The sequence below is a fragment of the Bradyrhizobium sp. A11 genome, assembly GCF_042077125.1.
Taxonomy (GTDB): Bacteria; Pseudomonadota; Alphaproteobacteria; order Rhizobiales; family Xanthobacteraceae; genus Bradyrhizobium; species Bradyrhizobium japonicum_B.
Window position 1 is genome coordinate 5,324,060 of the sequence record NZ_CP149509.1, and the last position, 24,279, is coordinate 5,348,338.

Annotated in this window: 22 protein-coding genes and 1 pseudogene; 14 read left to right on the forward strand and 9 right to left on the reverse strand. The window is 64.5% G+C overall.

Going from position 1 to position 24,279, the window contains the following annotated elements:
* The first annotated feature begins 46 nt into the window (after nt 1–46).
* From smc to WI560_RS25085, 7 genes are all read left to right on the forward strand, one after another.
* On the forward strand, nt 47–3,511 hold the full coding sequence (gene smc / locus WI560_RS25055; protein WP_375305328.1) for a chromosome segregation protein SMC: 3,465 nt from the start codon (nt 47–49) through the stop codon (nt 3,509–3,511).
* Between the two features lie 151 nt (nt 3,512–3,662).
* Entirely contained in the window at nt 3,663–4,643 is a 981-nt protein-coding gene (locus WI560_RS25060; protein WP_375305329.1) for a small ribosomal subunit Rsm22 family protein, read from the forward strand.
* A gap of 136 nt (nt 4,644–4,779) precedes the next feature.
* Nucleotides 4,780–5,340, forward strand: coding sequence for a LemA family protein (locus WI560_RS25065; RefSeq protein WP_375305330.1), 561 nt, complete (start codon nt 4,780–4,782; stop codon nt 5,338–5,340).
* Nucleotides 5,341–5,479: 139 nt separating this feature from the next.
* Nucleotides 5,480–6,712 carry a M48 family metallopeptidase gene (locus WI560_RS25070; protein ID WP_375305331.1) on the forward strand — a complete coding sequence of 411 codons (1,233 nt, stop codon included), beginning with the start codon at nt 5,480–5,482 and terminating at the stop codon, nt 6,710–6,712.
* Nucleotides 6,713–6,929: 217 nt separating this feature from the next.
* Nucleotides 6,930–7,682, forward strand: a complete 753-nt coding sequence (locus WI560_RS25075; RefSeq protein ID WP_375305332.1) for a hypothetical protein — start codon at nt 6,930–6,932, stop codon at nt 7,680–7,682.
* A gap of 60 nt (nt 7,683–7,742) precedes the next feature.
* On the forward strand, nt 7,743–8,411 hold the full coding sequence (locus WI560_RS25080; protein WP_375305333.1) for a hypothetical protein: 669 nt from the start codon (nt 7,743–7,745) through the stop codon (nt 8,409–8,411).
* 84 nt (nt 8,412–8,495) lie between these two features.
* The gene (locus WI560_RS25085; RefSeq protein ID WP_375305334.1) at nt 8,496–8,828 is read left to right on the forward strand and encodes a GIY-YIG nuclease family protein; all 333 of its coding nucleotides are present in this window, start codon (nt 8,496–8,498) and stop codon (nt 8,826–8,828) included.
* 14 nt (nt 8,829–8,842) lie between these two features.
* On the opposite strand, the pseudogene WI560_RS25090 reads toward WI560_RS25085, so the two are convergent.
* The 8 genes and pseudogenes from WI560_RS25090 to petA all read right to left on the reverse strand — a co-directional run.
* Nucleotides 8,843–8,974, reverse strand: a pseudogene (locus WI560_RS25090) (adenine phosphoribosyltransferase); the annotation flags it as partial.
* A gap of 80 nt (nt 8,975–9,054) precedes the next feature.
* Entirely contained in the window at nt 9,055–9,861 is an 807-nt protein-coding gene (locus WI560_RS25095; protein ID WP_375305335.1) for a hypothetical protein, read from the reverse strand.
* A gap of 130 nt (nt 9,862–9,991) precedes the next feature.
* Nucleotides 9,992–10,531 carry an adenine phosphoribosyltransferase gene (locus tag WI560_RS25100; RefSeq protein ID WP_018323310.1) on the reverse strand — a complete coding sequence of 180 codons (540 nt, stop codon included), beginning with the start codon at nt 10,529–10,531 and terminating at the stop codon, nt 9,992–9,994.
* Nucleotides 10,532–10,646: 115 nt separating this feature from the next.
* Complete coding sequence (locus WI560_RS25105) at nt 10,647–12,812, reverse strand: anthranilate synthase component I (RefSeq protein WP_375305336.1); 2,166 nt, start codon at nt 12,810–12,812, stop codon at nt 10,647–10,649.
* A 232-nt stretch (nt 12,813–13,044) separates the two neighbouring features.
* Complete coding sequence (locus WI560_RS25110; RefSeq protein WP_375305337.1) at nt 13,045–13,611, reverse strand: hypothetical protein; 567 nt, start codon at nt 13,609–13,611, stop codon at nt 13,045–13,047.
* A 56-nt stretch (nt 13,612–13,667) separates the two neighbouring features.
* The gene (locus WI560_RS25115) at nt 13,668–14,342 is read right to left on the reverse strand and encodes a dienelactone hydrolase family protein (protein ID WP_257176144.1); all 675 of its coding nucleotides are present in this window, start codon (nt 14,340–14,342) and stop codon (nt 13,668–13,670) included.
* 179 nt (nt 14,343–14,521) lie between these two features.
* On the reverse strand, nt 14,522–16,594 hold the full coding sequence (gene fbcH, locus WI560_RS25120) for a cytochrome b/c1 (protein ID WP_375305338.1): 2,073 nt from the start codon (nt 16,592–16,594) through the stop codon (nt 14,522–14,524).
* A gap of 62 nt (nt 16,595–16,656) precedes the next feature.
* Complete coding sequence (gene petA / locus WI560_RS25125; RefSeq protein ID WP_028134854.1) at nt 16,657–17,187, reverse strand: ubiquinol-cytochrome c reductase iron-sulfur subunit; 531 nt, start codon at nt 17,185–17,187, stop codon at nt 16,657–16,659.
* A gap of 278 nt (nt 17,188–17,465) precedes the next feature.
* On the opposite strand from petA, the gene WI560_RS25130 reads away from it, so the two are divergent.
* The 4 genes from WI560_RS25130 to WI560_RS25145 are packed head-to-tail and all read left to right on the forward strand — an operon-like array spanning nt 17,466 to nt 20,219.
* The gene (locus WI560_RS25130; RefSeq protein ID WP_375305339.1) at nt 17,466–17,924 is read left to right on the forward strand and encodes a tRNA (cytidine(34)-2'-O)-methyltransferase; all 459 of its coding nucleotides are present in this window, start codon (nt 17,466–17,468) and stop codon (nt 17,922–17,924) included.
* Nucleotides 17,925–17,942: 18 nt separating this feature from the next.
* Entirely contained in the window at nt 17,943–18,575 is a 633-nt protein-coding gene (gene queE / locus WI560_RS25135; RefSeq protein WP_375305340.1) for a 7-carboxy-7-deazaguanine synthase, read from the forward strand.
* Nucleotides 18,576–18,594: 19 nt separating this feature from the next.
* Nucleotides 18,595–19,482 (forward strand): oxygen-dependent coproporphyrinogen oxidase, encoded by an 888-nt coding sequence (gene hemF, locus WI560_RS25140; protein ID WP_375305341.1) that lies wholly within the window; start codon nt 18,595–18,597, stop codon nt 19,480–19,482.
* On the forward strand, nt 19,473–20,219 hold the full coding sequence (locus WI560_RS25145; protein WP_375305342.1) for an HAD family hydrolase: 747 nt from the start codon (nt 19,473–19,475) through the stop codon (nt 20,217–20,219). The genes hemF and WI560_RS25145 overlap by 10 nt, the downstream gene beginning before the upstream one ends.
* 155 nt (nt 20,220–20,374) lie before the next feature.
* Here the strand turns inward: WI560_RS25145 and WI560_RS25150 are convergent, their stop codons facing one another.
* Nucleotides 20,375–21,937: a sensor histidine kinase gene (locus WI560_RS25150; protein ID WP_375305343.1), complete on the reverse strand. Its 1,563-nt coding sequence runs from the start codon at nt 21,935–21,937 to the stop codon at nt 20,375–20,377.
* Nucleotides 21,938–22,310: 373 nt separating this feature from the next.
* On the opposite strand from WI560_RS25150, the gene WI560_RS25155 reads away from it, so the two are divergent.
* The 3 genes from WI560_RS25155 to WI560_RS25165 all read left to right on the forward strand — a co-directional run bounded on the left by WI560_RS25155 (nt 22,311) and on the right by WI560_RS25165 (nt 23,769).
* Nucleotides 22,311–22,514 (forward strand): DUF2158 domain-containing protein, encoded by a 204-nt coding sequence (locus tag WI560_RS25155; protein ID WP_375305344.1) that lies wholly within the window; start codon nt 22,311–22,313, stop codon nt 22,512–22,514.
* Nucleotides 22,515–22,751: 237 nt separating this feature from the next.
* Complete coding sequence (locus WI560_RS25160) at nt 22,752–23,042, forward strand: hypothetical protein (RefSeq protein ID WP_375305345.1); 291 nt, start codon at nt 22,752–22,754, stop codon at nt 23,040–23,042.
* 247 nt (nt 23,043–23,289) lie between these two features.
* Nucleotides 23,290–23,769, forward strand: a complete 480-nt coding sequence (locus WI560_RS25165; RefSeq protein WP_375305346.1) for a GNAT family N-acetyltransferase — start codon at nt 23,290–23,292, stop codon at nt 23,767–23,769.
* Nucleotides 23,770–24,279: the final 510 nt, after the last annotated feature.

Sequence of the window (24,279 nt, forward strand, 5' to 3'; positions counted from 1 at the left end):
TTGTCCCGGCAGGGGGATTCGCGCCTGCCAACAGAGATGCGTGCTTATGAAAATCACCCGCCTGCGCCTTCACGGCTTCAAGTCCTTCGTTGAGCCCACGGACTTCGTCATCGAGCCCGGCCTGACCGGCGTGGTCGGCCCCAACGGCTGCGGCAAGTCGAATCTCGTCGAGGCGCTGCGCTGGGCGATGGGCGAGACCTCCTACAAGAGCTTGCGCGCCGCCGACATGGACGCGGTGATCTTCGCCGGCTCCGGCAACCGTCCCGCGCGCAACCACGCCGAAGTGACGATGACGATCGACAATGCCGATCGCACCGCGCCCGCGGCGATGAACGACAGCCAGCTGCTCGAAATCTCCCGCCGCATCGAGCGCGAGGCCGGCTCGGTCTATCGCATCAACGGCCGCGACGTGCGCGCCCGTGACGTCCAGATCCTGTTCGCCGACGCCGCCACCGGCGCGCGCTCGCCCGCGCTCGTCCACCAGGGCAAGATCGGCGAGATCATCCAGGCCAAGCCCGAGCAGCGCCGCCGCGTGCTGGAAGACGCCGCCGGCGTCGCCGGCCTGCATGCCCGCCGTCACGAAGCCGAGCTGCGGCTGAAGGCGGCCGAAACCAACCTCACCCGCGTCGAGGACGTGATCGGCCAGCTCGCAGGGCAGATGGAAGGCCTGAAGAAGCAGGCCCGCCAGGCGGTGCGCTATCGCGAGGTCGCGGCCAAGGTCCGCAAGGCCGAAGCCACGCTGTATCATCTGCGCTGGATCGGCGCTCATGCCGACGTCAACGAATCCGGCCAGACCCACGACCTCGCCGTCCGAGAGATGGCCGAGCGCACCCAGCACCAGGCCGAGGCCGCCCGCATCCAGGCCATCCGCGCCGCGGAGATGCCTGCCCTGCGCGATGCGGAAGCGCGCGCTGCGGCCGGGCTGCAGCGCCTCACCAATGCCCGCGAGCTGCTCGACCGCGAGGAAGAGCGGGCCAAGGAGCGCGTCGCCGAGCTCGAGCGCCGCCTCGCCCAGTTCGAGGGCGACATCTCGCGTGCCCAGCAGCAGACCATGGATGCCGACGTCGCGCTGCAGCGGCTCGACACCGAAGACGCCGAGCTGAAGGAAGAGATCAAGTCGCGGGTCGAGAAGCGCTCCGGCGTCGACGAGCGTGTCGCCGAGGCCGAGGCGGTGCTGACCGAGACCGAGCAGCGCTTCGCCGAGCTCACCACTGCGCTCGCCGACCTCACCGCCAGGCGCAACCAGCTCGAGGCCAACGTCCGCACCCATCGCGACAAGCTCGCCCGGCTCGACCAAGAGATCGCGAACGTCGCGGCGGAAGAGCAGAAGCTCACCGAGGCAACCGGCGGCTTCGGCGATCTCGACGAGCTGACCGCGCTGGTCGAGACTGCGGAAGAGACGCTGGCGGCGTCCGAAGCTGCGGCACAGGCCAGCGAAGCTGCCCACGTCGCGGCCCGCCAGACCCTGGAATCCTCGCGCTCGCCGCTGGTCGAAGCGGACAAGCGCGTGCAGCGGCTCGAGACCGAGGCGCGCACGATCTCCAAGATCGTCAACGGCGAGACCAAGAATCTGTGGCCGCCGATCATCGACGGCATCACGGTCGACAAGGGCTTCGAGAAGGCGATCGGCGCCGCCCTCGGCGACGATCTCGACGCCCCGATCGATCCGTCGGCTCCGATGCGCTGGACCAATGTCGGCCACACCGAAGGCGATCCGGAGCTGCCCGAAGGCGCGGTGCCGCTCGCCAACCACGTTCAGGCGCCGGCCGAGCTGGCCCGCCGCCTGGCCCAGATCGGCGTGGTGCCGCGCGAGCGCGGCGCCGAGCTGGTCTCGCAGCTCAAGACCGGCCAGCGGCTGGTCTCGCCCGAAGGCGATGTCTGGCGCTGGGACGGTTTTGTCGCCGCGGCGCATGCCCCGACCGGCGCCGCCCGCCGCCTTGCCGAGCGCGCCCGCCTCGTCGACATCGAGAACGAGCTCGAGCAAGCCCGCATCGACGCCCAGATCAAGCGTCAGGCGCTGGAGAATGCCGAGTCCGAGCTGCAGATGGCGGCGAGCACCGAAGGCGCCAGCCGGGAAGCCTGGCGCGCCGCGCAGCGCGAGCTCAACGTGGCGCGCGAGCGCCACGCCAACGCCGAGCGCGAGATCAGCCGCCATGCGGCGCGTAAGGCGACGCTGTCGGAAGCGCACAGCCGCCTCGCCGCAGACCGCGCCGAGGCCGAAGCTGCCTACGAATACGCCCAGGCCGGCATCGGCGAGCTGCCGTCGAGCGAGGACACCGAGACGCGTCTTGCCGCCGTCCGCAGCGACATCGAAGGCCATCGCCGCATGGCCGCCCAGGTCCGCGCCGAGGCGCAGGCGCTGGCGCGCGAAGCCGAGCTGGCCGATCGCCGCGTGCAGGCGATCCTCGCCGAGCGCACCGAGTGGCAGAACCGCAAGGAGAGCGCGGCCTCCCATATCGACACCATCCAGGCCCGCATCGCCGAGCTTACGATCGAGCGCAGCGAGCTCGAGAACGCGCCGGCCGTGTTCGCCGAGAAGCGCAGCGCGCTGATCACCGAGATCGAGTACGCCGAGAACGACCGCCGCATGGCCGCCGACGCGCTCGCCACCGCAGAAAGCGCGATGGCGGAGACCGACCGCGTCGCCAAGCTGACGCTGGAGGCGCTCTCCAGCGCCCGCGAGGCCACCGCCCGCGCCGAAGAACGCATGGAAGGCGCCCGCCGCCGGTTGGAAGACGTCGAACGTGAGATCCGCGACATGCTCGAGGTCGAGCCGCAGGCCGTCGCAGGCCTCGCCGAGATCGAGCCCGGCGCCGAGCTGCCGCCGCTGCACGACATCGAGGAAGAGCTCGAAAAGATGCGCCGCGACCGCGAGCGTCTCGGTGCGGTCAACCTGCGCGCCGAGGAAGAGCTGCGCGAGGTCGAGACCCAGCACACCGGCCTCGTCACCGAACGCGATGACCTCGTCGAGGCCATCAAGCGGCTGCGCCAGGGCATCCAGAGCCTCAACAAGGAGGCGCGCGAGCGGCTGTTGACCTCGTTCGAGGTCGTCAACAACCACTTCAAGCGTCTGTTCGTCGAGCTGTTCGGCGGCGGCGAGGCCGCGCTGCACCTGATCGAGAGCGACGACCCGCTGGAAGCCGGCCTCGAAATCATCGCCAAGCCGCCGGGCAAGAAGCCGCAGACGCTGTCGCTGCTGTCGGGCGGCGAGCAGGCGCTGACGGCGATGGCGCTGATCTTCGCGGTGTTCCTGACCAACCCCTCGCCGATCTGCGTGCTGGACGAAGTCGACGCGCCGCTCGACGACCACAACGTCGAGCGCTACTGCAACCTCCTGCACGAGATGACCGGCTCGACCGACACGCGCTTCATCATCATCACCCACAATCCGATCACGATGGCGCGGATGAACCGTCTGTTCGGCGTCACCATGGCCGAGCGCGGCGTCTCGCAGCTGGTGTCGGTGAGCCTCGCCGAGGCCGTGGACATTCTCGACCAGAACGTGGCGTGAAGCTGCGGTCGTTCCACACCCATTGACGTCATCATCCGCCTTGTGCGCAAATTGCGCACTGGAGCGGATGATCCAGTACGCCGCGCCGTCTCGGCCTAACGGCGCTGTCTCGGAATACTGGATGCCCCGCCTGCGCGGGGCATGACTGCGGATGATGATAACCCCCACTCTTCCCGCCGAACTCAAAGCTGCCCTCGACGGCAAGCTGCAGGGCTTCTCCCGCACCGACGCGGCCCAGCGCTCGCAAAAAATCTCGACCGCCTATCGTGCCGGCGGTACCTCCAGCACGATCAAGTCGGAAGCCGATGCCCTCGCCTACGCGCTGGCGCGCATGCCGGCGACCTATGCGGCGGTGGCTGCGAGCCTGAATGCGCTCACCGAGATCGCGCCCGACTTCGCCCCGAAGACGCTGCTCGACGTCGGCGCGGGCCCGGGCACCGCGAGCTGGGCGGCCGCGGAGGCGTTTCCGTCGCTGCAGGATTTCACGCTGCTCGACGCCAATGCCACGCTGAGCCGGCTCGCGCTCGAGCTGGCGCGCGGCAGCTCGCGATTGGCGGAGTGCCGCTATTTGCCCGGCGATGCAGGCGGAAACCTTGCAGAGGTCTCGCAAGCCGATCTCGCCATCGCCAGCTACGTCATCGGCGAACTCGGTGAGAGCGAGCAGCGCGCACTCACCGAGGCCATGTGGGCCAAGGCGCGCCACGCGCTGGTCGTGATCGAGCCCGGCACGCCGGCCGGCTACGCGCGCATCCTCGCGCTGCGCCAGCAATTGATCGCGGCCGGCGCCTACGTCGCCGCACCCTGCCCACACGAAAAGCCCTGCCCGCTCACCCCGCCCGATTGGTGCCATTTCAGCCAGCGCCTGCCGCGCTCGCAGGCGCACCGCCAGATCAAGGGCGCCGAGGTCCCGTTCGAGGACGAACGCTTCATCTACGTCGCCCTGACCCGCACAGCGCCCGCAAGCCGCGCCGCGCGCGTGCTGGCGCCGCCGGACGTCGGCAAGGCCGAGATCACGGCAAAGCTCTGCACAGACGACGGCGTTGAGCTCGCGACGGTACCTCGGCGCGACAAGGCGGCCTATGCAGCTGCCCGGCGCTGGCGCTGGGGCGACACCGTCATGGACGAAAGTTAACCTCGTTCCTCGCCTTGCCTTGAACTTGGCCGGCTCCCCGTTCGACCAAGTCTAACCCCCCTCCGCGTCGGGCTCTCATCCTGCACCAATCTGGTCTATTCTAGCGCCCGCCTTCTTTCCCCTTCAGGAGTTCTCCATGTCGACCGGCTGGATCGTTCTCGGCGTCATCGTCGTCCTCGCGCTGTTCGCCTTCAGCGCGTATAACCGCCTCGTGGCGCTGAGCCAGCGCGTCGGCCAGGCCTTTGCCGATATCGACGTGCAGCTCAAGCAGCGCCACGATCTGATCCCGAACCTCGTCGAAACGGTGAAGGGCTATGCCTCGCATGAGCGCGGCACGCTCGACGACGTCATCAAGGCGCGCAATTCGGCAATGTCGGCGCAAGGTCCCGCGCAGGTGTCCGCAGCCGAGAACCAGCTGTCCGGCGCGCTCGGCCGGCTGATCGCGCTGTCCGAAGCCTACCCGGACCTCAAGGCCAATGCCAATTTCCAGCAGCTCGCATCCGAGCTCTCCGACCTCGAGAACAAGATCGCGGCGAGCCGCCGCTTCTTCAACAGCGCGGTCCAGGAATACAACACCGGCATCCAGCAGCTGCCGGCTGCGCTGTTCGCCGGCATGTTCGGCTTCACCAAGAAGGACTTCTTCGATCTCGGCGCGAGCCGCACCGAGGTTGAGGCGACGCCGCAGGTAAAGTTCTGATTGCTGCGTGCCCCCACCTTCGTCGTTCCGGGGCGCGTCGAAGACGCGAACCCGCAACCTCGACCGCGATACTAAGCTCTGGATTCCGGGTTCACGCCGTTGGCGTGCCCCGGAATGACAGAAGCTAACGGAAGCAGCCATGGCCGCGTATGGTCTCTACACGCATATCGCCTCGAACAAGTTTCGTTCGATGCTGCTGCTCGGCGGCCTGTTCGCGCTGGTTTACGTGCTGGTCTATGCCGGCGCTCTGGTCGCCGAAGTCTTCATCAACGGCAATGAGACCGTCGCGTACTATCTGAGGCACGCCTTCTCCGATCTGCTCAAGGCCGCGCCCTTCGCGACGGTCGTGGCGGCGGTCTGGATCGTGATCGCCTATTTCTTCCATCAGTCGATGATCGACGCGGTGACCGGCGGCCACGACGTCACCCGGCGGGAGGAGCCGCGGCTCTACAACCTGCTCGAAAACCTCTGCATCTCGCGCGGCATCACCATGCCGAAGCTGAAGATCATGGAGAGCCCGGCGCTGAACGCGTTCGCGACCGGCCTCAATCCCAGGCAATATTCCATCACCGTCACCACGGGTCTCCTCGATGCGCTTGACGACAAGGAGATCGAGGCGGTGCTGGGCCACGAGCTGACACATATCAGGAACGGCGACGTCCAGCTGATGGTGGTCGCCGTCATCATCGCCGGCGTGGTCGGCTTCTTCGGCGAGATGTTCTTCCGCCTGTTCACGAATTTCAACTGGAGCTCCGGCGGCTCGTCGGGCTCCTCATCGTCCTCGCGCTCGTCCTCGTCATCGAGCGACAGCAAGAGCTCCGGCGGCGGCGCGGTGATCGTGATCATCATCGCGATCGTGCTGATCGTGGTGGCCTGGCTGCTGTCTCAGGTGGTCAAGCTCGCGCTGTCGCGGTCGCGCGAATATCTCGCCGACGCAGGCTCCGTCGAGCTGACGAAAGATCCCGATGCGATGATCTCGGCGCTGCGCAAGATCGAGAATCGCGGCGAGCTGCCCGGCGCGACCTCGGCCGTCATGGAGCTCTGCGTCGACAATCCCCGCGAGGGCTTCGCCGATCTGTTCGCAACCCACCCCTCGGTGCAGTCCAGGGTCGACGCACTGGTCAAGTTTGCCGGCGGCCATGATCCGGGCCCGCTACCGCCGGCCGAGGCAACGGACGAGCCCGAGGCGCCGGCCGACCAGCAGGACACCCCGCCGCCGCCAAGTCACGGCCCCTGGAACGATGCCGGCGGCCCTGTCGCTCCGCCGCCCGTGCCCGCACCCGGCCCCTCCGGAACCGCGAACAGCAACCCCATGGGCACGCCGGTCGGTAATCCCATGGGCAATCCTATGGGTCCTTGGGGCCGTCATTGAGCATGCGGTGTGCCGCCATGCGCGGCAGTTTCGCCGCGATTGGGAAAAACTTCAGGAATTGCCGTATCGACATGCCGAGGAATTGAATTCTCCCTTGTTTCTGCCATGTTCGCGCCCAACAGCAGACTTGGGACATCCTTGGGACATTCCTCGGGACATCGATTTGGGGCCCGGCCGATTGCGACCTCGCGATCGGGGGGCGCGTTAGGGGACAGCAATGGCGAAGCCGGCAGTGGTTGTGGTAGGCGCGGACAAGGGCGGGGTCGGCAAGACCACGGTGTCGCGCACCTTGCTCGATTATTTCTCAGCCAACAACGTGCCGACGCGCGCCTTCGACACGGAATCGCCCCGCGGAACCCTGAAGCGCTTCCACCCCGACATCACCGAGATCGTCGACATGACGACGACGTCGGATCAGATGAAGATCTTCGATACGCTCAATGCGACCAGCCCGTCGGTGACCGTGATCGACGTCCGCGCCGGCCTGCTCTCGCCGGCGCTTGCCTCGCTGCGCGACATCGGTTTCCTCGACGCCGCCAAGGCCGGGCAGATCACCTTCGCGGTATTCCACATCCTTGGACCCTCGATCGCCTCGCTGGACGAGATCGCCGAGACCGCCGGCTTCATGACCGGTGCAAAATATTTCCTGGTGAAGAACTTCATCAACGACACCCAGTTCTTCCAGTGGGACCAGGCGACCTATAATTCCTACTTCCACCGCATCAAGGACGCCACCGAGCTGACCATCCCCAAGCTCGACGAAATGGCCTATGAGCAGGTCGAGGTGTCCTCCGTTCCGTTCCTGAAGTTCGTCGCCAACAAGGGCATCAACGACGAGGCCGCGAACTATTCCTTCGTGTTGCGCGGCTATGTCCGGCACTGGCTGGCCAACGTCTGGAGCGAGTTCGACCGCATCCGCCTGACCGACATCGTCGGTTCGAAGCCGGTGACCCGCAACAGCGAAAAATAGTTGCGCAAGCCGGGCTGATACGGCTGGATTGGTCGTCAAGTTCGACTGATATAGCTGTCGATGTCCGCAACGCCCGTCTACATCATCTGCTCGCCCCGCCCGCAGGTCGGCAAGACCCTGCTGGCGCGGCTTTTGAGCGAATTCCTGCTGCTCAAGAACGGCAACGTCGCGGCCTTCGACGTCAATCTGAAGGAGCCGTCGCTGCTCGACTACCTGCCCGGCGTCACCGAGACCGCCGACGTGATCGACACCTACGGCAAGATGCAGCTGATGGACCGTGTCATCGTCGACGACGGGCTTGCCAAGGTGATCGACCTCGGCTTCCACGCCTTCGATGAGTTCTTCAAGATGACCGACGAGATCGGCCTGTTGAAGGAAGCGGCACGCCGCCACGTCGCGCCCCAGATCCTGTTCGTCGCCGACACCGACCGCGTCTCGGCGCGCGCCCACGAGATGCTGCGCGCGCAGATCCCGCGCATGAACCTGATCACGGTCGACAACGAATATGTGGTGCGCGGCGAGCTGCCGGCCGCGATGGAAGGCGGCCGGCTGCTCCGCCTGCCCGCACTGCCCGGCTTCCTGAAGACCTATATCGACCGGCTGAACTTCTCCTTCACCCGCTATCTGCGCCAGGAGAAGGACTCCTCCACCGAGCTGCATCAGTGGACCCGGCGGAATTACCTCGCCTTCCGCGAGCTCGAGCTCAATCTGATCCTGCAACGGTCCTGAATATTTTACCCGGGTAATATTGACAGAAGCCAGACGTGCCGCTACTGGATTGCGCAGCAACGTCCTCAGTTAAAAGGCCCGTCCGTGAGCATCGACCGGAAAGCAGCGATCACCGCCTACAAGGAGCGCAAGACCATTGCGGGCGTCTACGTCGTGCGCTGCGCAGCGTCGGGGCAGGCCTGGGTCGGCCAGGCGCCGAACCTGGAGACGATTCAGAACCGCATCTGGTTCTCGCTGCGCCAGGGCAGCCACACCTGCCGCAGCCTCCAGGCCGCCTGGACCACGCATGGCGAGGCCGGCCTGGCGTTTGCCGAATGCGAGCGTTTGGAGGACGAGGAGAGCGCCTATGTCAGGAACGCGCTCCTGAAGGAGCGCCTGCTGCATTGGCGGGCCGAGCTGAAGGCCGAGCTGATCTGACCGCGGCAAGCGGCTCAGTGGCCCTCGAACGTCATCAGCGTGCGGACCGGCACGTCCATGGCGCGCAGCTTGGCGGCGCCGCCGAGCTCGGGCAGGTCGATGATGAAGCAGGCGGCGACCAAGTTGGCGCCGATCTGGCGCAACGAGCGGGGTCGTGATGTCGCGGAACCTGATCCCGGCTTGGGATGATTCGACGATGGTAGCGAAGCAATGACGCGTTCAGATTCTAAGCTTGGTAAGAAGCGTCCAAGGACTCGGCGATGACATCAAACAGCTCAATATTGGCCCGGATTCCCAACACAAACGCGATGGCATCCCCTCCCCCTCCGTATAATCGACTTCCGTAGACAAGCTGATCGAACGGCTCATTCCCTCCCAGCTCGAACGCAAATGTGGGATCGTCCGCGTGGAAGATTCGAAACATCAATGGCATCTGGGTGCAATAAGCACTCCCTCCGAGGTCAGTGCCGATCTCGAAGACGAGGCCGCAATCTAAATTCTTGTACCAGCGATTGCGGCGGCGCTTGAATCCGTGCGCCGGGCTAAACGCTTCAATGAAGGAAAGGACGTCCCGCTTCTTTCCCGTCCAACCCTCCGTCCGGATGCCTAAACGCTCGCCCTCCTGCCTCTTCTGTGTCCTGATGAAGGCTGCTTCGCCGTTTGCGAACTCCCGATCGAACCAGGTTTTCTTCATGTGCTCGTATAAGCATTTTATGAGGGGAGCCGCTTTAAATGGAGGCTCTTTGAAATCCATGGCAGCGAAGAGCTCATCCAGGAATGCAGAACTGTATCCTTGTTCAATGCCGAAGTAACGTATCTCGGAAAGTACCTTTCCCGCGCACCGCATTGTCTCCAACGCGACCTCATCCCAGTATCGATTGAGCAAGTCCGCCTGGTTCTCGCCGCAGAATTCAATCATTCGATTCTGCCATGCCTTGTGGACCACAAAGCCGCGCGTCTCGAAGGCAAGCTGTGTCGAAACACGACCCGGCCAGTTTGCAAGTGCGATCAGGAGGGGATGATCTTTCATCATGATATCTCGCTCCAACCAAGCTCCGTCGGCGGGAGCCGACGGAATCACACGACGTGCTGCGATGTTCGAGATCAGCGTGATGCTGCAGAGGTCTTGACCGTCGCCCCGGCGGCGGCCGGGACGACGAGGGTCAATGTCCCTCGAACGTCATCAGCGTGCGCACCGGCACGTCCATGGCGCGCAGCTTGGCGGCGCCGCCGAGCTCGGGCAGGTCGATGATGAAGCAGGCGGCAACGACGTTGGCGCCGATCTGGCGTAGCAGCTTCACCGCGCCCTCCGCGGTGCCGCCGGTGGCGATGAGGTCGTCGACCAGGATGACGCGCTCGCCGGGCTGGATCGCGTCGACATGCATCTCCATCTCGTCGATGCCGTATTCGAGCGAATAGGCGATGCGCACGGTGGTGTGCGGCAGCTTGCCCTTCTTGCGGATCGGCACGAAGCCGGCCGAGAGCTGGTGCGCCACCGCGCCGCCGATGATGAAGCCCCTCGCCTCCATGCCGGCGACCTTGTCGATCTTGTTGCCGGCCCAGGGATTGACGAGCTCATCGACCGCGCGGCGGAAGGCGCGCGCATCCGCGAGCAGGGTCGTGATGTCGCGGAACATGATCCCGGGCTTCGGATAGTCCGGGATGGTGCGGACGCTGGCCTTGATGTCGTGGTCAAAAGTCATTTGTATCCCATGTTAGCTGTCATTCCGGAGCGGCTCGAAGAGCCGAATCCGGAATCTCGACATTCCGGGTTCGATGCTGCGCATCGCCCCGGAATGACGAGCATGAAACATGCACTCAATTCGCCCCGGCATCTAGCCGGAACGCATTCTCAACAATCTTCAGGCCCACCTCATTGCCGAGCGACATCAGCGATTCCGGATGGAATTGCACGCCGGCGACCGGCAGGGTCTTGTGCTCCAGCGCCATGGCGACACCGTCCTCGGTGCTGGCGGTGACGGACAGCACCTCCGGCATGCTGTCGCGTTCGACATAGAGCGAGTGATAGCGGCCGATGACGATCTCGTTCGGCAGATTGCGCATCAGGCGCCCGCCGCGCACCTGCACCCGTGAGGGCCGGCCGTGCGCCGGATGGGTGAGCTGGCCGAGCTCGCCGCCGAAATATTCGCCGATGGCCTGCACGCCGAGGCAGACGCCGAACACCGGCAGCTTCTTCTCCAGCGCCGCATCGATCGTCTTGTTGATCGCGAAATCTTCCGGCCTGCCGGGGCCCGGCGACAGCACCAGCAAATCCCAGGTCTTCTGCTTGAGCATGTCGAGCGCGTGCACGTGGCGGACCACGGTGACGTCGGCGCCGACCTGGCGGAAATAATCGGCGAGCATGTGCACGAAGCTGTCGTCGTGGTCGATTAGCAGCACCCGCTTGCCCGAGCCGGTGGCATCGGGCGCGAAAGTCGAGAGCGGCTTCGGCGGATCGCCGCGCAGCGCCTGAAACAGCGCGGCGGCCTTGACCTGGCATTCGCGGTCTTCGGCGGCGGGATCGGAATCGAACAGGCAGGTGGCGCCGACGCGCACTTCGGCGAGGCCATCCTTCATGCGGATGGTGCGGATGGTGAGGCCGGTGTTGATGCTGCCGTCGAAATTCACCGCGCCGATCGCACCGGCATACCAGCGCCGCGGCGAGCGCTCGTGATCCTCGACGAACTGCATCGCCCACAGCTTCGGCGCGCCTGTGACGGTGACGGCCCACGCATGGGTGAGGAAAGCATCGAGCGCATCGAAGCCAGGGCGCAGCATGCCCTCGACATGATCGACGGTGTGAAACAGCTTCGAGTAGGTCTCGATCTGGCGACGCGCCAGCACCTTGATGGTGCCGGGGACGCAGACGCGCGCCTTGTCGTTACGGTCGACGTCGGTGCACATGTTGAGCTCGAACTCGTCCTTCTCCGAGTTCAGGAGTTTACGGATCTGCTCGGCATCGCCGATCGAATCCGTGCCGCGCGCGATCGTGCCCGAGATCGGGCAGGTCTCGACGCGGCGCCCGTCCGAGCGCACGAACATTTCCGGCGAGGCGGAGACGAGAAACTCGCCCTCCCCCAGATTCATCAGCGCGCCATAGGGCGACGGGTTGATGACGCAGAGGCGCTGGAAGACTTCGGCCGGCGATCGGTCGCAGGGCTCGGCAAACAATTGTCCCGGCACCGCCTCGAACAGATCACCGCGCGCGAACGCCGCGCGCGCGGTCTCGACCGTGGCCTGATATTCGCCGGGCGCATGGTCGGCAAAGCCCTGGCGCGGCGTCTTCAGGTACGGGCTCTCCGTGGTCTCGCGCGGCAGGCCCTCAGTGGACTTGCCCTTCCACGCGAAATCGTAGGAGAGCACGACGCCGCGGCCGGTGGCGCGGTCATAGGCCAGCAGGCGATCGGGAACGTAGAGCACGATGTCGCGCTGGTCCTGCTCGCGCGGGCGCTTCTGCACGAGATCCTCGATCTGGAAGACGAGGTCGTAGGCGAAGGCGCCGAACAGGCCGAGCAGCCCGTCATCATTGGCGGAGAAGGCGGCGACGAGGTCGCGCACCAGCGACATCACGCTGGCGCGCCGCGTGCGCTGATCCTCCTCGACCGGCGCATCGCCGCGGATGATGTGGCCTGCGAGGCGCGCGGGCGTCTTCTCGGAGATCACCACGCAGGGCTCGCGCAGGACGTCGCCGAGGAAGGCGATCAGCACCTCTCCTCGCGGGTTGAGCGCTTCGAGCTTGAAATTGAAGCCCGTTGTCTCGAGCTTGAGCGGCGGATCGGAGAAGCCGAGGTCGAAGCTCTCGTAGCGGCCGGGAACGGTCGTACCCGAGGACAGCACCACGCCGCGGCGGCGGTCGAGCAGGTTGATCAGGTCGTCGAGCCGGCTGGCGCCGCCGGTAAACTGCTCTGCCACGCGCGTGATCGCAAGACCTGCGCGGGTCGCATAGTCGCTTCTGGCCGGGAGGGCAAAGACGGTCCTGTTCATGTCGTCCTCTTACGAAACTTGCCGAGGGAACGCCACACAGGACAAACGAGAAGGCCGCCGCGCTGTGCAGGCGACCTCAGACGATTTGGGAAAGAAAAATCGCACCGGCCACCTCGTCAGGAGGTGCGCCACCAAAGACGGGCTGGGCGGACAACGGTGCTCATGGGGCGATACTCACCATGGCGCGGGGACGGCGTCAAGGGCCGCCCCATCTGCGAGGATCGGCTTCGGACTATTGCTCGAGAGGGTCAGGCTCCCAGCCGAACCTGCTCTTCTTCCGATCCCATTTGAGCACGGAATAGCCGTCGCACTCCATGCATCCCCAAAGGACGAGCTTGCCGCGCTTATCCTTCGAAAGAGCCGCGAACTGGCGGTTGGTACGTACAGCGTCGACAAAGCGCACCTTAGGCTTCTCGCCGTCCGGCTGATCGAGGACCAGCATGAACCTTCCCTTTGGGCCGGCACACTCCTGAAACACGCCGACCACGGCGATCTGCCTCGTGGCGGCGCCGTCGAAGCGCCCCTCGACGGCAAAGGACATGCCGGCGTCCTTCATCACATCAGCGCCGTTCTCGACCAGCAGCTCCTTGGGAATCAGGTCCTTGCGGAATTCGGTCGCCTTGCACCAGCTTTTGCGGATCTGGTTTGCAGGGATGCCGCGAACCTCGGTCGTGAACGGGTGGAATTCCGCGATGACCCACCAGGCCTCTGCCTTGAGGTTGCCGTTCAGCGTGACGAAGGCCTGCTCTGCCGCAGCCTGGGCCGTCGTCAACGCAACGATGCCGGCAATGGCGGCCACGCCCCCAACGATCAGGCCGCGCACGCGGCGCGTGAGAGACGACGTCGCCATACGTCTCACCCCAGATGCTTGCGGAAGAACTCCGTCGCCCTGCCCCAGGCGAGCTCGGCGGCTTCGCGGTCGTGCACGGCCTGGCGCTGCTCGTTGACGAAGGCATGCTCGGCGTCATAGCGGAACAGCTCGAGCGACTTGCCGGCGGCCTTCATCGCCTTTTCGAAGCCGTTGACCAGCTCCGGCGTGCACCAATCGTCCTTGTTGGCGAAATGGGCCTGGAGCGGAATCTTGACGTCGGCGGGCTTGGCGGCCTGCTCCGGCGGGATGCCGTAGAACACGACGCCGGCCGCGAGCTCCGGAATCCTGGTCGCGCCGATGATGGTCACGGCCCCGCCGAGGCAGAAGCCGGTCAGGCCGACCTTGGCGCCGTTGCGCGACAGATATTGCGCAGCGCCGCGCACCGTCTGCGTGGTGGCGTCCATGAAGTCGAGCGAGTTCATCTCCTTGTTGGCGCTGTCGGTGTCGTGATACGGTACCACCTTGCCCTTGTAGAGATCGGGCGCCAGCGCATCGAAGCCGGCCAGCGCGAAGCGGTCGCACAGGCCCTTGATCTGATCCGACAATCCCCACCACTCCTGGATCACGACCACGCCTGGCGCGTTGCCGCGCGCGGCATTGGCGAGATAGCCCGAGGCGTCCTTGCCGTCCGGCCGCTTGAAGGTGATGGCGGTTCCCATGGTGTCCTCCGGTAAGTTTCTGAGGGAGCGGTTGACGGTATTCTGGCCGCTGGATACGCGCGGCGCAATCACACTCCCGTCATTCCGGCGCGCGCGATAGCGCGAACCGGGAATGACGGCCCCACAAAAAAGCCCCCTTGCAGGGGGCTTTCTCATGTCTTGTCTCGTCAGGCGCGGCCTCAGTGCGAGCTGGCCCAGACCTTCTTCTTGGTGAAGTACATCAGGCCCGCGAACAGGATCAGGAACACGAAGACCTGGAAGCCGAGGCGCTTGCGCGCCTCCATGTGCGGCTCGGCGGTCCACATCAGGAAGGTGGTGACGTCCTTGGCGTACTGAGCGACCGTCGTCGGCGATCCGTCGTCATAGGTCACCTGGCCGTCGCTGAGCGGCTTCGGCATCTTGATGGCGTGGCCCGGGAAGTACTTGTTGTAGTAGGACCCCTCCGGGATGGTCACGCCCTCAGGCGCCTTGTCCTCATATCCCTGGAGCACCGCGGTGACATAGTCAGGCCCCTGTTCCTGGTACTGGGTGAAGACGTCGAAAATGAACCAGGGGAAGCCGCGCTTGTAAGAGCGCGCCTTGGTGATCAGGGACAGGTCGGGCGGCGCCGCACCACCGTTCGCCGCACGCGCAGCCTGCTCGTTCGGGAATGGCGAGGGGAAATAGTCTGCCGGCCGGCCCGCACGCTCGAACATGTCACCCGCATCGTTCGGACCGTCCTTGACCTTGTACTCGGCTGCAAACGCCGACGCCTGCGCCACCGAATAGCCGGGCCCGCCGGGCTCGGCGAGATTGCGGAAGGCGACGTAAGACAGGCCGTGGCAGCTGGCGCAGACCTCCTTGTAGACCTTCAGGCCGCGCTGCAGGGCGCCGCGATCGAACGTACCGAAAGGCCCAGCGAAGGACCATTTGTTGCCCGGAGGCTTGTCGCCGCCTTCGGACGCTTTCGCGCTGTCGATCGAGCCCGCGAACAACGAACCGGCGAGCGCCAGCACGATCGCGGTCGACACCATCGGTGTCGATCGGCTGCCGGTCTTGGCCAGCACCGCATCCGAGATCGAGTTCGGCACCGGCCGCGGCTTCTCGATCCGCGAGAGCAGCGGCAGCACGATCAGGAAGTAGGCGAAGTAGCAGAACGTCAGGATCCGGCCGGCAATGACGTAGATGCCCTCCGGCGGCTGCGCGCCGAGATAGCCGAGCAGGATGCAGACAACGACGAAGATCCAGAAGAACTGCTTGGCCAGCGGGCGATACTTCGACGACTTCGTCTTCGCAGCGTCCAGCCAGGGCAGGAAGCACAGGATGATGATCGCCCCGAACATCGCGACGACGCCAGCGAGCTTGTCCGGAATCGAGCGCAGGATCGCGTAGAACGGCAGGTAATACCATTCCGGCACGATGTGCGGCGGCGTCACGCCCGGGTTCGCCGGAATGTAGTTGTCGGCATCGCCGAGATAGTTCGGCATGTAGAAGATGAACCAGGCGTAAAGCAGCAGGAAGCAGGCGACGCCGAACATGTCCTTGATGGTGGCATGCGGCGTGAACGGCACCGTGTCCTTTTCCGTCTTCGGCTCGACGCCATCAGGATTGTTCTGGCCGGCGACGTGCAGCGCCCAGACGTGCAGCACGACAACGCCCGCGATCACGAACGGCAGCAGATAGTGCAGCGAGAAGAAGCGGTTCAGCGTCGGGTTGCCGACCGCATAGCCGCCCCACAACAGCGTCACGATGCTCTCGCCGACATAGGGAATGGCGGAGAACAGGTTGGTGATGACGGTGGCGCCCCAGAAGCTCATCTGGCCCCAAGGCAGCACGTAGCCCATGAAGCCCGTGGCCATCATCAGGAGGTAGATGATGACGCCGAGGATCCACAACACCTCGCGCGGCTCCTTGTACGACCCGTAATAGAGGCCGCGGAACATGTGGACGTAGACGGCGACGAAGAACATCGAAGCGCCCACCGCATGCATGTTGCGCAGCAGCCAGCCGTAGTTCACGTCGCGGACGATCAGCTCGACCGACTTGAAGGCAAGATCGGCATTCGGCGTGTAATGCATCGCCAGGATCACGCCGGTCAGGATCTGCATCCCCAGCATGAAGGAGAGGATGGCGCCGAAGGTCCACCAATAGTTCAGGTTACGCGGGGTGGGATAGGCGACGAACGAGGAGTGCATGAGGCCGAAGATCGGCAGGCGCCGCTCGATCCATTGCAGGGCCGGATTGCTCGGCTGGTAGTCGGATGGTCCGCTCATGATGCGATCCTGAGGAAATAATACGACGAGACGGCGCGAAGCTTCGGACGAAAGTCCGAAGCTCAGCCGATCTGGATTTTGGTGTCGGAAACGAACTGGTACGGCGGCACTGGCAGGTTCGAGGGCGCGGGGCCCTGGCGGATGCGGCCGGACGTATCGTACACCGAACCATGACAGGGGCAGAAGAACCCGTCGTAGCTGCCTTCATGAGCGATCGGGATGCAGCCGAGATGGGTGCAGATGCCGATCACGACCAGCCACTGATCGTGACCGGACTTGACCCGAGCCTCGTCGGTTTGCGGATCGGGCAGACTCGCCACGTTGACGGCGCGCGCCTCCTCGATCTGCTTCTTGGTGCGGTGACTGATGTAGATCGGCTTGCCGCGCCAGAACACCTTGATGTCCTGGCCCTCGGCGATCGGGCTGAGATCGACCTCGATCGGCGCACCGGCGGCGATGGTCGAGGCGTCAGGATTCATCTGCGAGATGAAGGGCCAGAGCGCGGCCGCGCCCCCTACTGCTGCAGCTGCCCCGGTTGCAACGAATAAGAAATCACGGCGTGTCGGATGGTCCGCCGAAGACGCTGTCGTCACGATTCCAACCCTTTCTTCTTGTGCAACCGGTGGAACCGCTCCAGGGGGCGCCCATGAGGTCCCCGGAAAGGCTGCCGGCGCCCGCGGCCCCCCGCGGCGGCAGAACTTCGCTTATTCGCCTCTAAACAGGCGAAACAGCAGTCCAGAATCGTTCTATTGGCACCCTTGCCGGGCGAGCGCAAGCCCGCTATCGGCGCGGGGGCGTGCCATGCACGAATTCCCGGGCAGGCGATGTTTTATTGAGACATTCCCGTCCCGCAACCAGTCCGCCATTCCCGATGCAGATAGCGCTTTTCCAACCCGACATCCCTCAGAACACCGGCACGATTCTCAGGCTCTGCGCCTGCCTCGGGCTGGACGCCCATATCATCGAACCGGCGGGGTTCCCGGTCTCCGACCGCGCGTTCCGCCGGGCGGGAATGGACTACCTCGGCCATGTCAGCATCGTCAGGCACGATTCCTGGCCGAAGTTCGAGGACTGGCGCGCCGCCCACGGCCACCGCCTGCTGCTGTTCACCACCAAGGCCGCCACCGACTATCGCGATTTCCGTTACAAGACGTCGGACATCCTGCTATTCGGGCGCGAGAGCGCCGGAGTGACCGAGGCGGTGGTCGAGGCCGCGGATGCGCGGCTGGTGATCCCGATCCGGGCCGGGCTGCGGTCGCTCAATGTCGCCATGAGCGCGGCGATGGCCGCCGGCGAAGCGCTGCGGCAGGTCCGGACCCCGCAAGTCTGAAGGCCAAAGGAGAGACGATTGAGTTACGCGGTCAAGGAAATCTTCCTGACCCTGCAAGGCGAAGGCGCCCATGCCGGACGCGCCTCCGTGTTCTGCCGCTTTGCCGGCTGCAACCTCTGGAGCGGGCGCGAGGCGGACCGCCTTGAAGCCATTTGCAAGTTCTGCGACACGGATTTCGTCGGGACCGACGGCACGCTCGGCGGCCGCTACGGCTCGGCCGCCGACCTCGCCGACACCATCGCCGCGCAATGGCGGGCCGCCGAAGCCGACCGCTACGTGGTGCTGACCGGCGGCGAGCCGCTGCTCCAGGTCGACGCCGCGCTGATCGAGGCGCTGCACGCCCGTGGCTTCGAGATCGGCATCGAGACCAACGGCACCATCGAAGCGCCCGATGGCCTCGACTGGATCTGCGTCAGCCCCAAGGGCGGCAGCGAACTGGTGCTGCGCCAGGGCCACGAGCTGAAACTGGTCTACCCGCAGGCCCTCGCCGCGCCGGAGACATTCGAGCACCTCGCCTTCGAGCGCTTCTCTCTGCAGCCGATGGACGGACCGGAGGTGATCGAGAACACCGCGCGCGCGATCGACTATTGCCTGCGCCACCCGCAATGGCGGCTCAGCGTGCAGACGCATAAATCGCTCGGTATCAGATAGGACGCGACCGGGAATGCAGATGGACAATTCGACGATCGAAGGCCGCAAGGCCCGCGCCCGCACCTGGTTCGAATCCTTGCGCGACGAAATCTGCGCGAGCTTCGAGCGGCTCGAGGACGACGCCCCGCACGACCTCTATCCGGGCGAAGCCGGCCGCTTCAAGCGCACGCCCTGGCAACGCGCCGACCATACCGGCGCGCCCGGCGGCGGCGGCGTGATGTCGATGATGCACGGCCGGCTGTTCGAGAAGGTCGGCGTGCACTGCTCGACCGTGCACGGCGAGTTCGCCCCTGAATTTCGCGCCCAGATTCCCGGCGCGGCGGACGACCCGAAGTTCTGGGCCTCCGGCATCTCGCTGATCGCGCATATGCGCAATCCGAACGTGCCCGCCGTGCACATGAACACGCGCTTCGTCGTCACCACGAAAGCCTGGTTCGGCGGCGGCGCCGATCTCACCCCGGTGCTCGACCGCCGGCGCACGCAGGACGATGCCGACACCATCGCCTTCCACGCCGCGATGAAGGAGGCCTGCGCGCAGAACAGCGGCGTTGCCGATTACGACAAGTACAAGACATGGTGCGACGAGTATTTCTACCTGCCGCACCGCAAGGAGCCGCGCGGCATCGGCGGCATCTTCTACGACTGGCACGACAGCGGCGATTGGGAGGCCGACCTCGCCTTCACCAAGGACGTCGGCCGCGCTTTCCTGAAGATCTACCCCGACATCGTCAGGCGCAATTTCGCCAGCGCCTGGACCGCCGCCGACCGCGAGGAGCAATTGATCCGGCGCGGCCGCTATGTCGAGTTCAACCTGCTCTATGATCGCGGCACCATCTTCGGGCTCAAGACCGGCGGCAATGTCGATTCGATCCTGTCGTCGATGCCCCCGGAGGTGAAATGGCCGTGACCGCTTCGAAGCCGCTCCCCCGCGCCATGCTGATCGACATGGACGACACCATCCTGTCGGCCTATGGCCGGCCCGAGATCGCCTGGAACACGATCGCCAACGAATTCGCGGAGGAGCTTGCGCCGCTGCCGCCGCCGCAGGTCGCGACCGCGGTGCTGGCTTATGCGCGACAGTTCTGGGCGACCGCGGAGCCGATCTGGCGGATGAAGCTTGGCGAGGCGCGGCGGCTCACGGTGCGCGGCGGCTTCGCCGCGCTCGCCGCCGACGGCCATCGCGCCCTATCGGACGGTCTCGCCGATCGCATCGCCGACCGCTTCACCACCTACCGCGAGGAGGCGATCTTCGTCTTCCCCGGTGCGCATGATGCGATCGACGCGTTCAGGGCACGCGGCGTCAAGCTCGCGCTGGTGACGAACGGCGCCGCCGACATGCAGCGCGCCAAGGTCGAGCGGTTCGAGCTGGCGCATCGCTTCGACCACATCCAGATCGAGGGCGAGCACGGTTTCGGCAAGCCCGAGGAGCGCGCCTATCTGCACGCGATGGAGGCGCTCGGCGTCACGCCCGCGGACACCTGGATGATCGGCGACAATCTGGAATGGGAAGTCGTGACGCCGCAGCGGCTCGGCATCTATTCGATCTGGATCGACGTGCACGGCGACGGCCTGCCCGAAGGCTCGACCGTCAAGCCCGACCGCATCATCCGCTCGCTAAGCGAATTGGTGCCGGATCGGCCCTGAGCAGGCAGCCAGACAAAAAATCGAAAAACAACCCCATGCACAGTAGACGGCCCCTGCAAGATCAAGGACTTACGGATTTTACGAAACGCCCCTTTGATGCGTCGGGCAAAACAAGGGTATGATGTCGCACGATGAAGAGGCCGATGCCCGCAGCCTCAGTGCGTCGGCAGCAGGATCTTGTGCACCACGCCGGCTTCCAGCCATTCGGTTTTGATGCTTCCGCCTTTCTTGGCGAGCATCTGTCGCACGAACCTGGAGCCGAAGCCCTCGCGCTTGGGAGGGCGTACCGGAGGCCCGCCCAGCTCCTGCCAGGCCAACTGAAGCTCGGCAGGGGCCACATTCCATGACACCAGCACGCGGCCTTCCGGACAAGACAATGCGCCGTACTTGGCGGAGTTGGTCGCCAGTTCATGGATCGAGAGCGCCAGGGCGCGCGACTGATCCAGCGCAAGCTCCGTCGCCGGTCCCGAAAGGATAAAGCGTGCGCGCTCATACCCTGCAAGTTCCGACGCAAGAAGCTCGGCAAGGTCGCTTTGATAGCTCAGGTCATCTTGCATGAACCCATCGGCGGTGACGACGGCCGCAATCCTCCGACCGAGAGTCGCGCGGGCGTCCTCGTCATGCGAGAGCGTCTGGTTGACGACCGCTTGCACCACCGCGATCATGTTCCGCATGCGGTGCAAGAGCTCCCCCATGAGAAGCTCACGCTCGCGATCTTTTCCGGCCAAAGCTGCCGCGAGCCTGCGGTATTGCTCCGCGCCCCAAATGATCACTGAGCCCGATGCCAGATAAAGTGCCAGGCTCGCCACCGTCGCGGCTTCCTTGATTTCAAAGGTGTAGACCGGCGGCATGAAAGCGTACCAGCCGATCACGCCTGCACCGAAGAGTGTGAGAACGCCCGATCCACTTCCGGCCCACAGGGTGGAAAGCAGGACCGCGGGATAGTAAGTGGCAAACGCAATGACGCCTGGGCCGACGAGCGCGCCCAGCGCAAGTCTCACAAGGGTGGCCAGGACGATCGATCCCGCCGCAACGCCTATGGCCAGGGGCAAACTGCGCTCATTCTGGGCCTGCCAAGGCTTAAGCTTGGCAAGCTCGAATGGCAGGTTGAGAGAGCGAAGCCGCAGACCCTTCTGCCTGGCCCAGTCCTTGACCAGGCGCAGCCGCCGCCATGGATCGTGCTGACGGCGCTGATCGACGTAAGCCACCGCCAGCGAAGCTGCGTCGGCAATGGTCTGCAGCAGCTGGACCTCTCTCGGCTGAATCTCGCGGGAATTCGCCCAGTAGGCGCCCATCGCCGCGATCGGGTCGTCCTGCCGAACGGGCACCATCGCCAGACTACGGACAAAGGTCGGGCGGTAGGCGTCCTGCGGAATTCGGTCGTCCTGATAGATGTCCGGGATGACGGCAGCACGCCGCTCCAGCATGCACCAACCGGAGATGCAGGCCGACATCGGGAATCGCTGTCCCTTCCAAAGCGGCCCGATTGCGTCCTCTTCCGCATAATAGCATCGGTCGCCCTCGCGCAGAACGAATGTGATCCCGTCCGCTCCGATCAGCGTCCGCGCAGAATGAGCGACGATATCCATGATCTCCGGCACGCTGCGTGCGATCGAGAGGCGCCGGACGATCGCAACCAGCGCCAATATCTCGGGGCTGTCCGGGTCAACGAGCGGAAACTTTGCGACGTTGCTCTGATCCATGTCACCGGCCGCCATCGGCACGTCCCCCAGGGAGCCCGTTGCACACTTAGCGTAGCTGCAAACCCGCGGCCGAGCCAGCGCAACGCGCCCCGCCGGGCCGCCCCGGGGGCGCGGCATAAGCGACTGCTGGCCTGCCGCCACGGGCTGCAGGACCAGACCCAAGCCGTTGAGGCGAAGCGCAATGCATCCGGCAACCCGGTCGGAAAGCCGGCCAGGAACGGCAACAATTCCTTCCGACCCCGCCAATCGCGAGCGCATGTGGCTGCGTCATTTCGGCCGTATCGCAACCCACCGCCGGATTCTCTCGGCACGACCGGTCTGCGTGATCGGCCCGTCATGACCGCCTGCTAGCTTCCCTTCCGGGTCGATCACGCGAAAGGAACACTCCATGGACTTGAAAGCCGGCGATGTCGTGATGCTGAAATCCGGCGGCCAGCCGCTGACGGTTGCGGAGGTGAAGGAGAGCGACGCGCTCTGCCTCTGGATGGGCATGGAAGGCGAGCTATTCCGCGAGACGCTGCCGCTGGCCGTGCTGGTGCAGGTGGAAGAGGACGATGAGGAGGATGAAGACGAGGAAGAGGACGAAGACTAGGCGCGCTCAAGACCGCATCCCGGTCAGGCCGGCCTGCTCGGCAACAGCGCCTTCGATGTCCGCGGATCTGCCAATCGCGGGGCAACAGCGGACATGGCTGGTGTCGCAAAAGGAGCCACAAGCGGCCGTCAGTGGGCATCGCCGTGAAGGTTGGCTACGGGCCCACTAGCGGAAGTCACACCTTTCGCTAGTCTCCGGCAACAATGCACTTGGCTCCATGAAGCCTGCATCATCTTCGTGGAAGAAGAGGCCGCCTCCGACAATAAACCCTCGCCATCCTGTTCCAAGCAACGCGTAAACTTTGAGACCGACATCGAGCATATCGATCGGCTTACTTGGAAAGTCATTCAAGAAGCTTGGATCGACCTCAATTATTTCAATGCCCTCAAACCAGGATCTAATTTCGAGCGCGCGAACGTCCTTAATCAAGACGTCGAGGCGCAGGTCATGCTCATCGGACCTTCCGCTTCTCAGCAGCAGCGTGCCATGGCTGATGCTATAGCCGAAAACGGAGAATTTTCTGGCTGATTTGAAAGATGTAAGTGCTGATCTCATGGGAGCGCGCAGGCAGCCATTGTTTGCTCATACAATGACCGCTCGTGCTTACGTCCGCAATGGTCACTGGCTGCCTTGGTCAGCTTGCATGGTCGTGTTCGGATCACCTCCAGAAAGCAGACCTCCCGGCACTTTAAGCTGACGTCAGGCAGCGCAAACTGGCGAACCCACAATCGCGCCTTGGGGTTGTGCTGTCGGGGGTCCCGTACATAATAGTCGAATGGAAATCCGGGATGCCAGGATTGAGGACGCGGAAGCGGCTTGTCTCGTCATGAAGCGGTCCATCGCGGAACTATGCGAGGCCGATCATAAGAACGATAGCGCCATCTTGGAGCGTTGGCTGGGAAACAAGACTCCCACGATCTTCGCCGCTTGGATGACGCAACCGGGAAATTCCTTGCTGGTGGCTGCCGAGGAAAACAACATTCTCGCCGTTGGATCGGTTACCGACGCCGGCCAGATCACTCTGAATTACGTTTCTCCAGACGTGAGATTTCGAGGCGTTAGTCGTGCATTGCTTCGGGCGCTCGAAGCGAGGGCTTTGGAGCGAGGCAACACGCAGTGTACTCTCACGAGCACAGAGACCGCCCTTCAATTCTACAAGTCCAATGGATATACGGCGGAGGGCCGCCCGGTCGGGAATTTCAGTGCCAGCTCCGGTTACCCCATGTCGAAGGTGCTCATTGAGCATTCATCTTAGGGGCAACGACTTCGGCTTCGGATCAATCGTGTCGATGATGCCGATACGCGGTCAGGTCCGCTTGACCCATGGCAGCCGATAGGCAAACGAACCCCGTGTCTTGTCGGCATGGGCCCAACAGCTGCGCGGACAGCCCAAAGCGGAATGTGTTTTGGTTGCCGATGCTGGCCGCCGAGATCCCGCGAACGGTCTTGCGACCGGCGCAGGCTTTAATCCGCACGAGGAACTGCAACTGATGCTCCCGGGCAACCAAGCGGTTCACGCATCCCTACGGCCGCATTCGGCGACGTGAGAACCACGAAGGCGCCCGATGCGAACTCGCATCCATGCTTCCGGCCACATTCAACGATCATCAGTTCCACTAAAGCTTTGCTAACCAAACAATTCTTCCAAGAGAGATTACCCATGGAACAACCGCTCCTTATCAAACTGGAAATGATTGCTCCTCTAGGTTGATTTAAGATCAAGCCACAACGCCTTCAAGACTTCAAAAGCAAAAGCGTTCGCGTG

Coding starts and splice junctions, on each gene's coding strand:
- hemF (WP_375305341.1), top strand. CDS start 18,595: ATGGACAATTCGACGATCGAAGGCCGCAAGGCCCGCGCCCGCACCTGG.
- WI560_RS25150 (WP_375305343.1), bottom strand. CDS start 21,937: ATGGCGGCCGGTGACATGGATCAGAGCAACGTCGCAAAGTTTCCGCTC.
- fbcH (WP_375305338.1), bottom strand. CDS start 16,594: ATGAGCGGACCATCCGACTACCAGCCGAGCAATCCGGCCCTGCAATGG.
- WI560_RS25130 (WP_375305339.1), top strand. CDS start 17,466: ATGCAGATAGCGCTTTTCCAACCCGACATCCCTCAGAACACCGGCACG.
- WI560_RS25080 (WP_375305333.1), top strand. CDS start 7,743: ATGTCCGCAACGCCCGTCTACATCATCTGCTCGCCCCGCCCGCAGGTC.
- WI560_RS25115 (WP_257176144.1), bottom strand. CDS start 14,342: ATGGGAACCGCCATCACCTTCAAGCGGCCGGACGGCAAGGACGCCTCG.
- WI560_RS25070 (WP_375305331.1), top strand. CDS start 5,480: ATGGCCGCGTATGGTCTCTACACGCATATCGCCTCGAACAAGTTTCGT.
- smc (WP_375305328.1), top strand. CDS start 47: ATGAAAATCACCCGCCTGCGCCTTCACGGCTTCAAGTCCTTCGTTGAG.
- WI560_RS25075 (WP_375305332.1), top strand. CDS start 6,930: ATGGCGAAGCCGGCAGTGGTTGTGGTAGGCGCGGACAAGGGCGGGGTC.
- WI560_RS25095 (WP_375305335.1), bottom strand. CDS start 9,861: ATGATGAAAGATCATCCCCTCCTGATCGCACTTGCAAACTGGCCGGGT.
- WI560_RS25145 (WP_375305342.1), top strand. CDS start 19,473: ATGGCCGTGACCGCTTCGAAGCCGCTCCCCCGCGCCATGCTGATCGAC.
- WI560_RS25100 (WP_018323310.1), bottom strand. CDS start 10,531: ATGACTTTTGACCACGACATCAAGGCCAGCGTCCGCACCATCCCGGAC.
- WI560_RS25105 (WP_375305336.1), bottom strand. CDS start 12,812: ATGAACAGGACCGTCTTTGCCCTCCCGGCCAGAAGCGACTATGCGACC.
- WI560_RS25065 (WP_375305330.1), top strand. CDS start 4,780: ATGTCGACCGGCTGGATCGTTCTCGGCGTCATCGTCGTCCTCGCGCTG.
- WI560_RS25155 (WP_375305344.1), top strand. CDS start 22,311: ATGGACTTGAAAGCCGGCGATGTCGTGATGCTGAAATCCGGCGGCCAG.
- WI560_RS25165 (WP_375305346.1), top strand. CDS start 23,290: ATGGAAATCCGGGATGCCAGGATTGAGGACGCGGAAGCGGCTTGTCTC.
- WI560_RS25060 (WP_375305329.1), top strand. CDS start 3,663: ATGATGATAACCCCCACTCTTCCCGCCGAACTCAAAGCTGCCCTCGAC.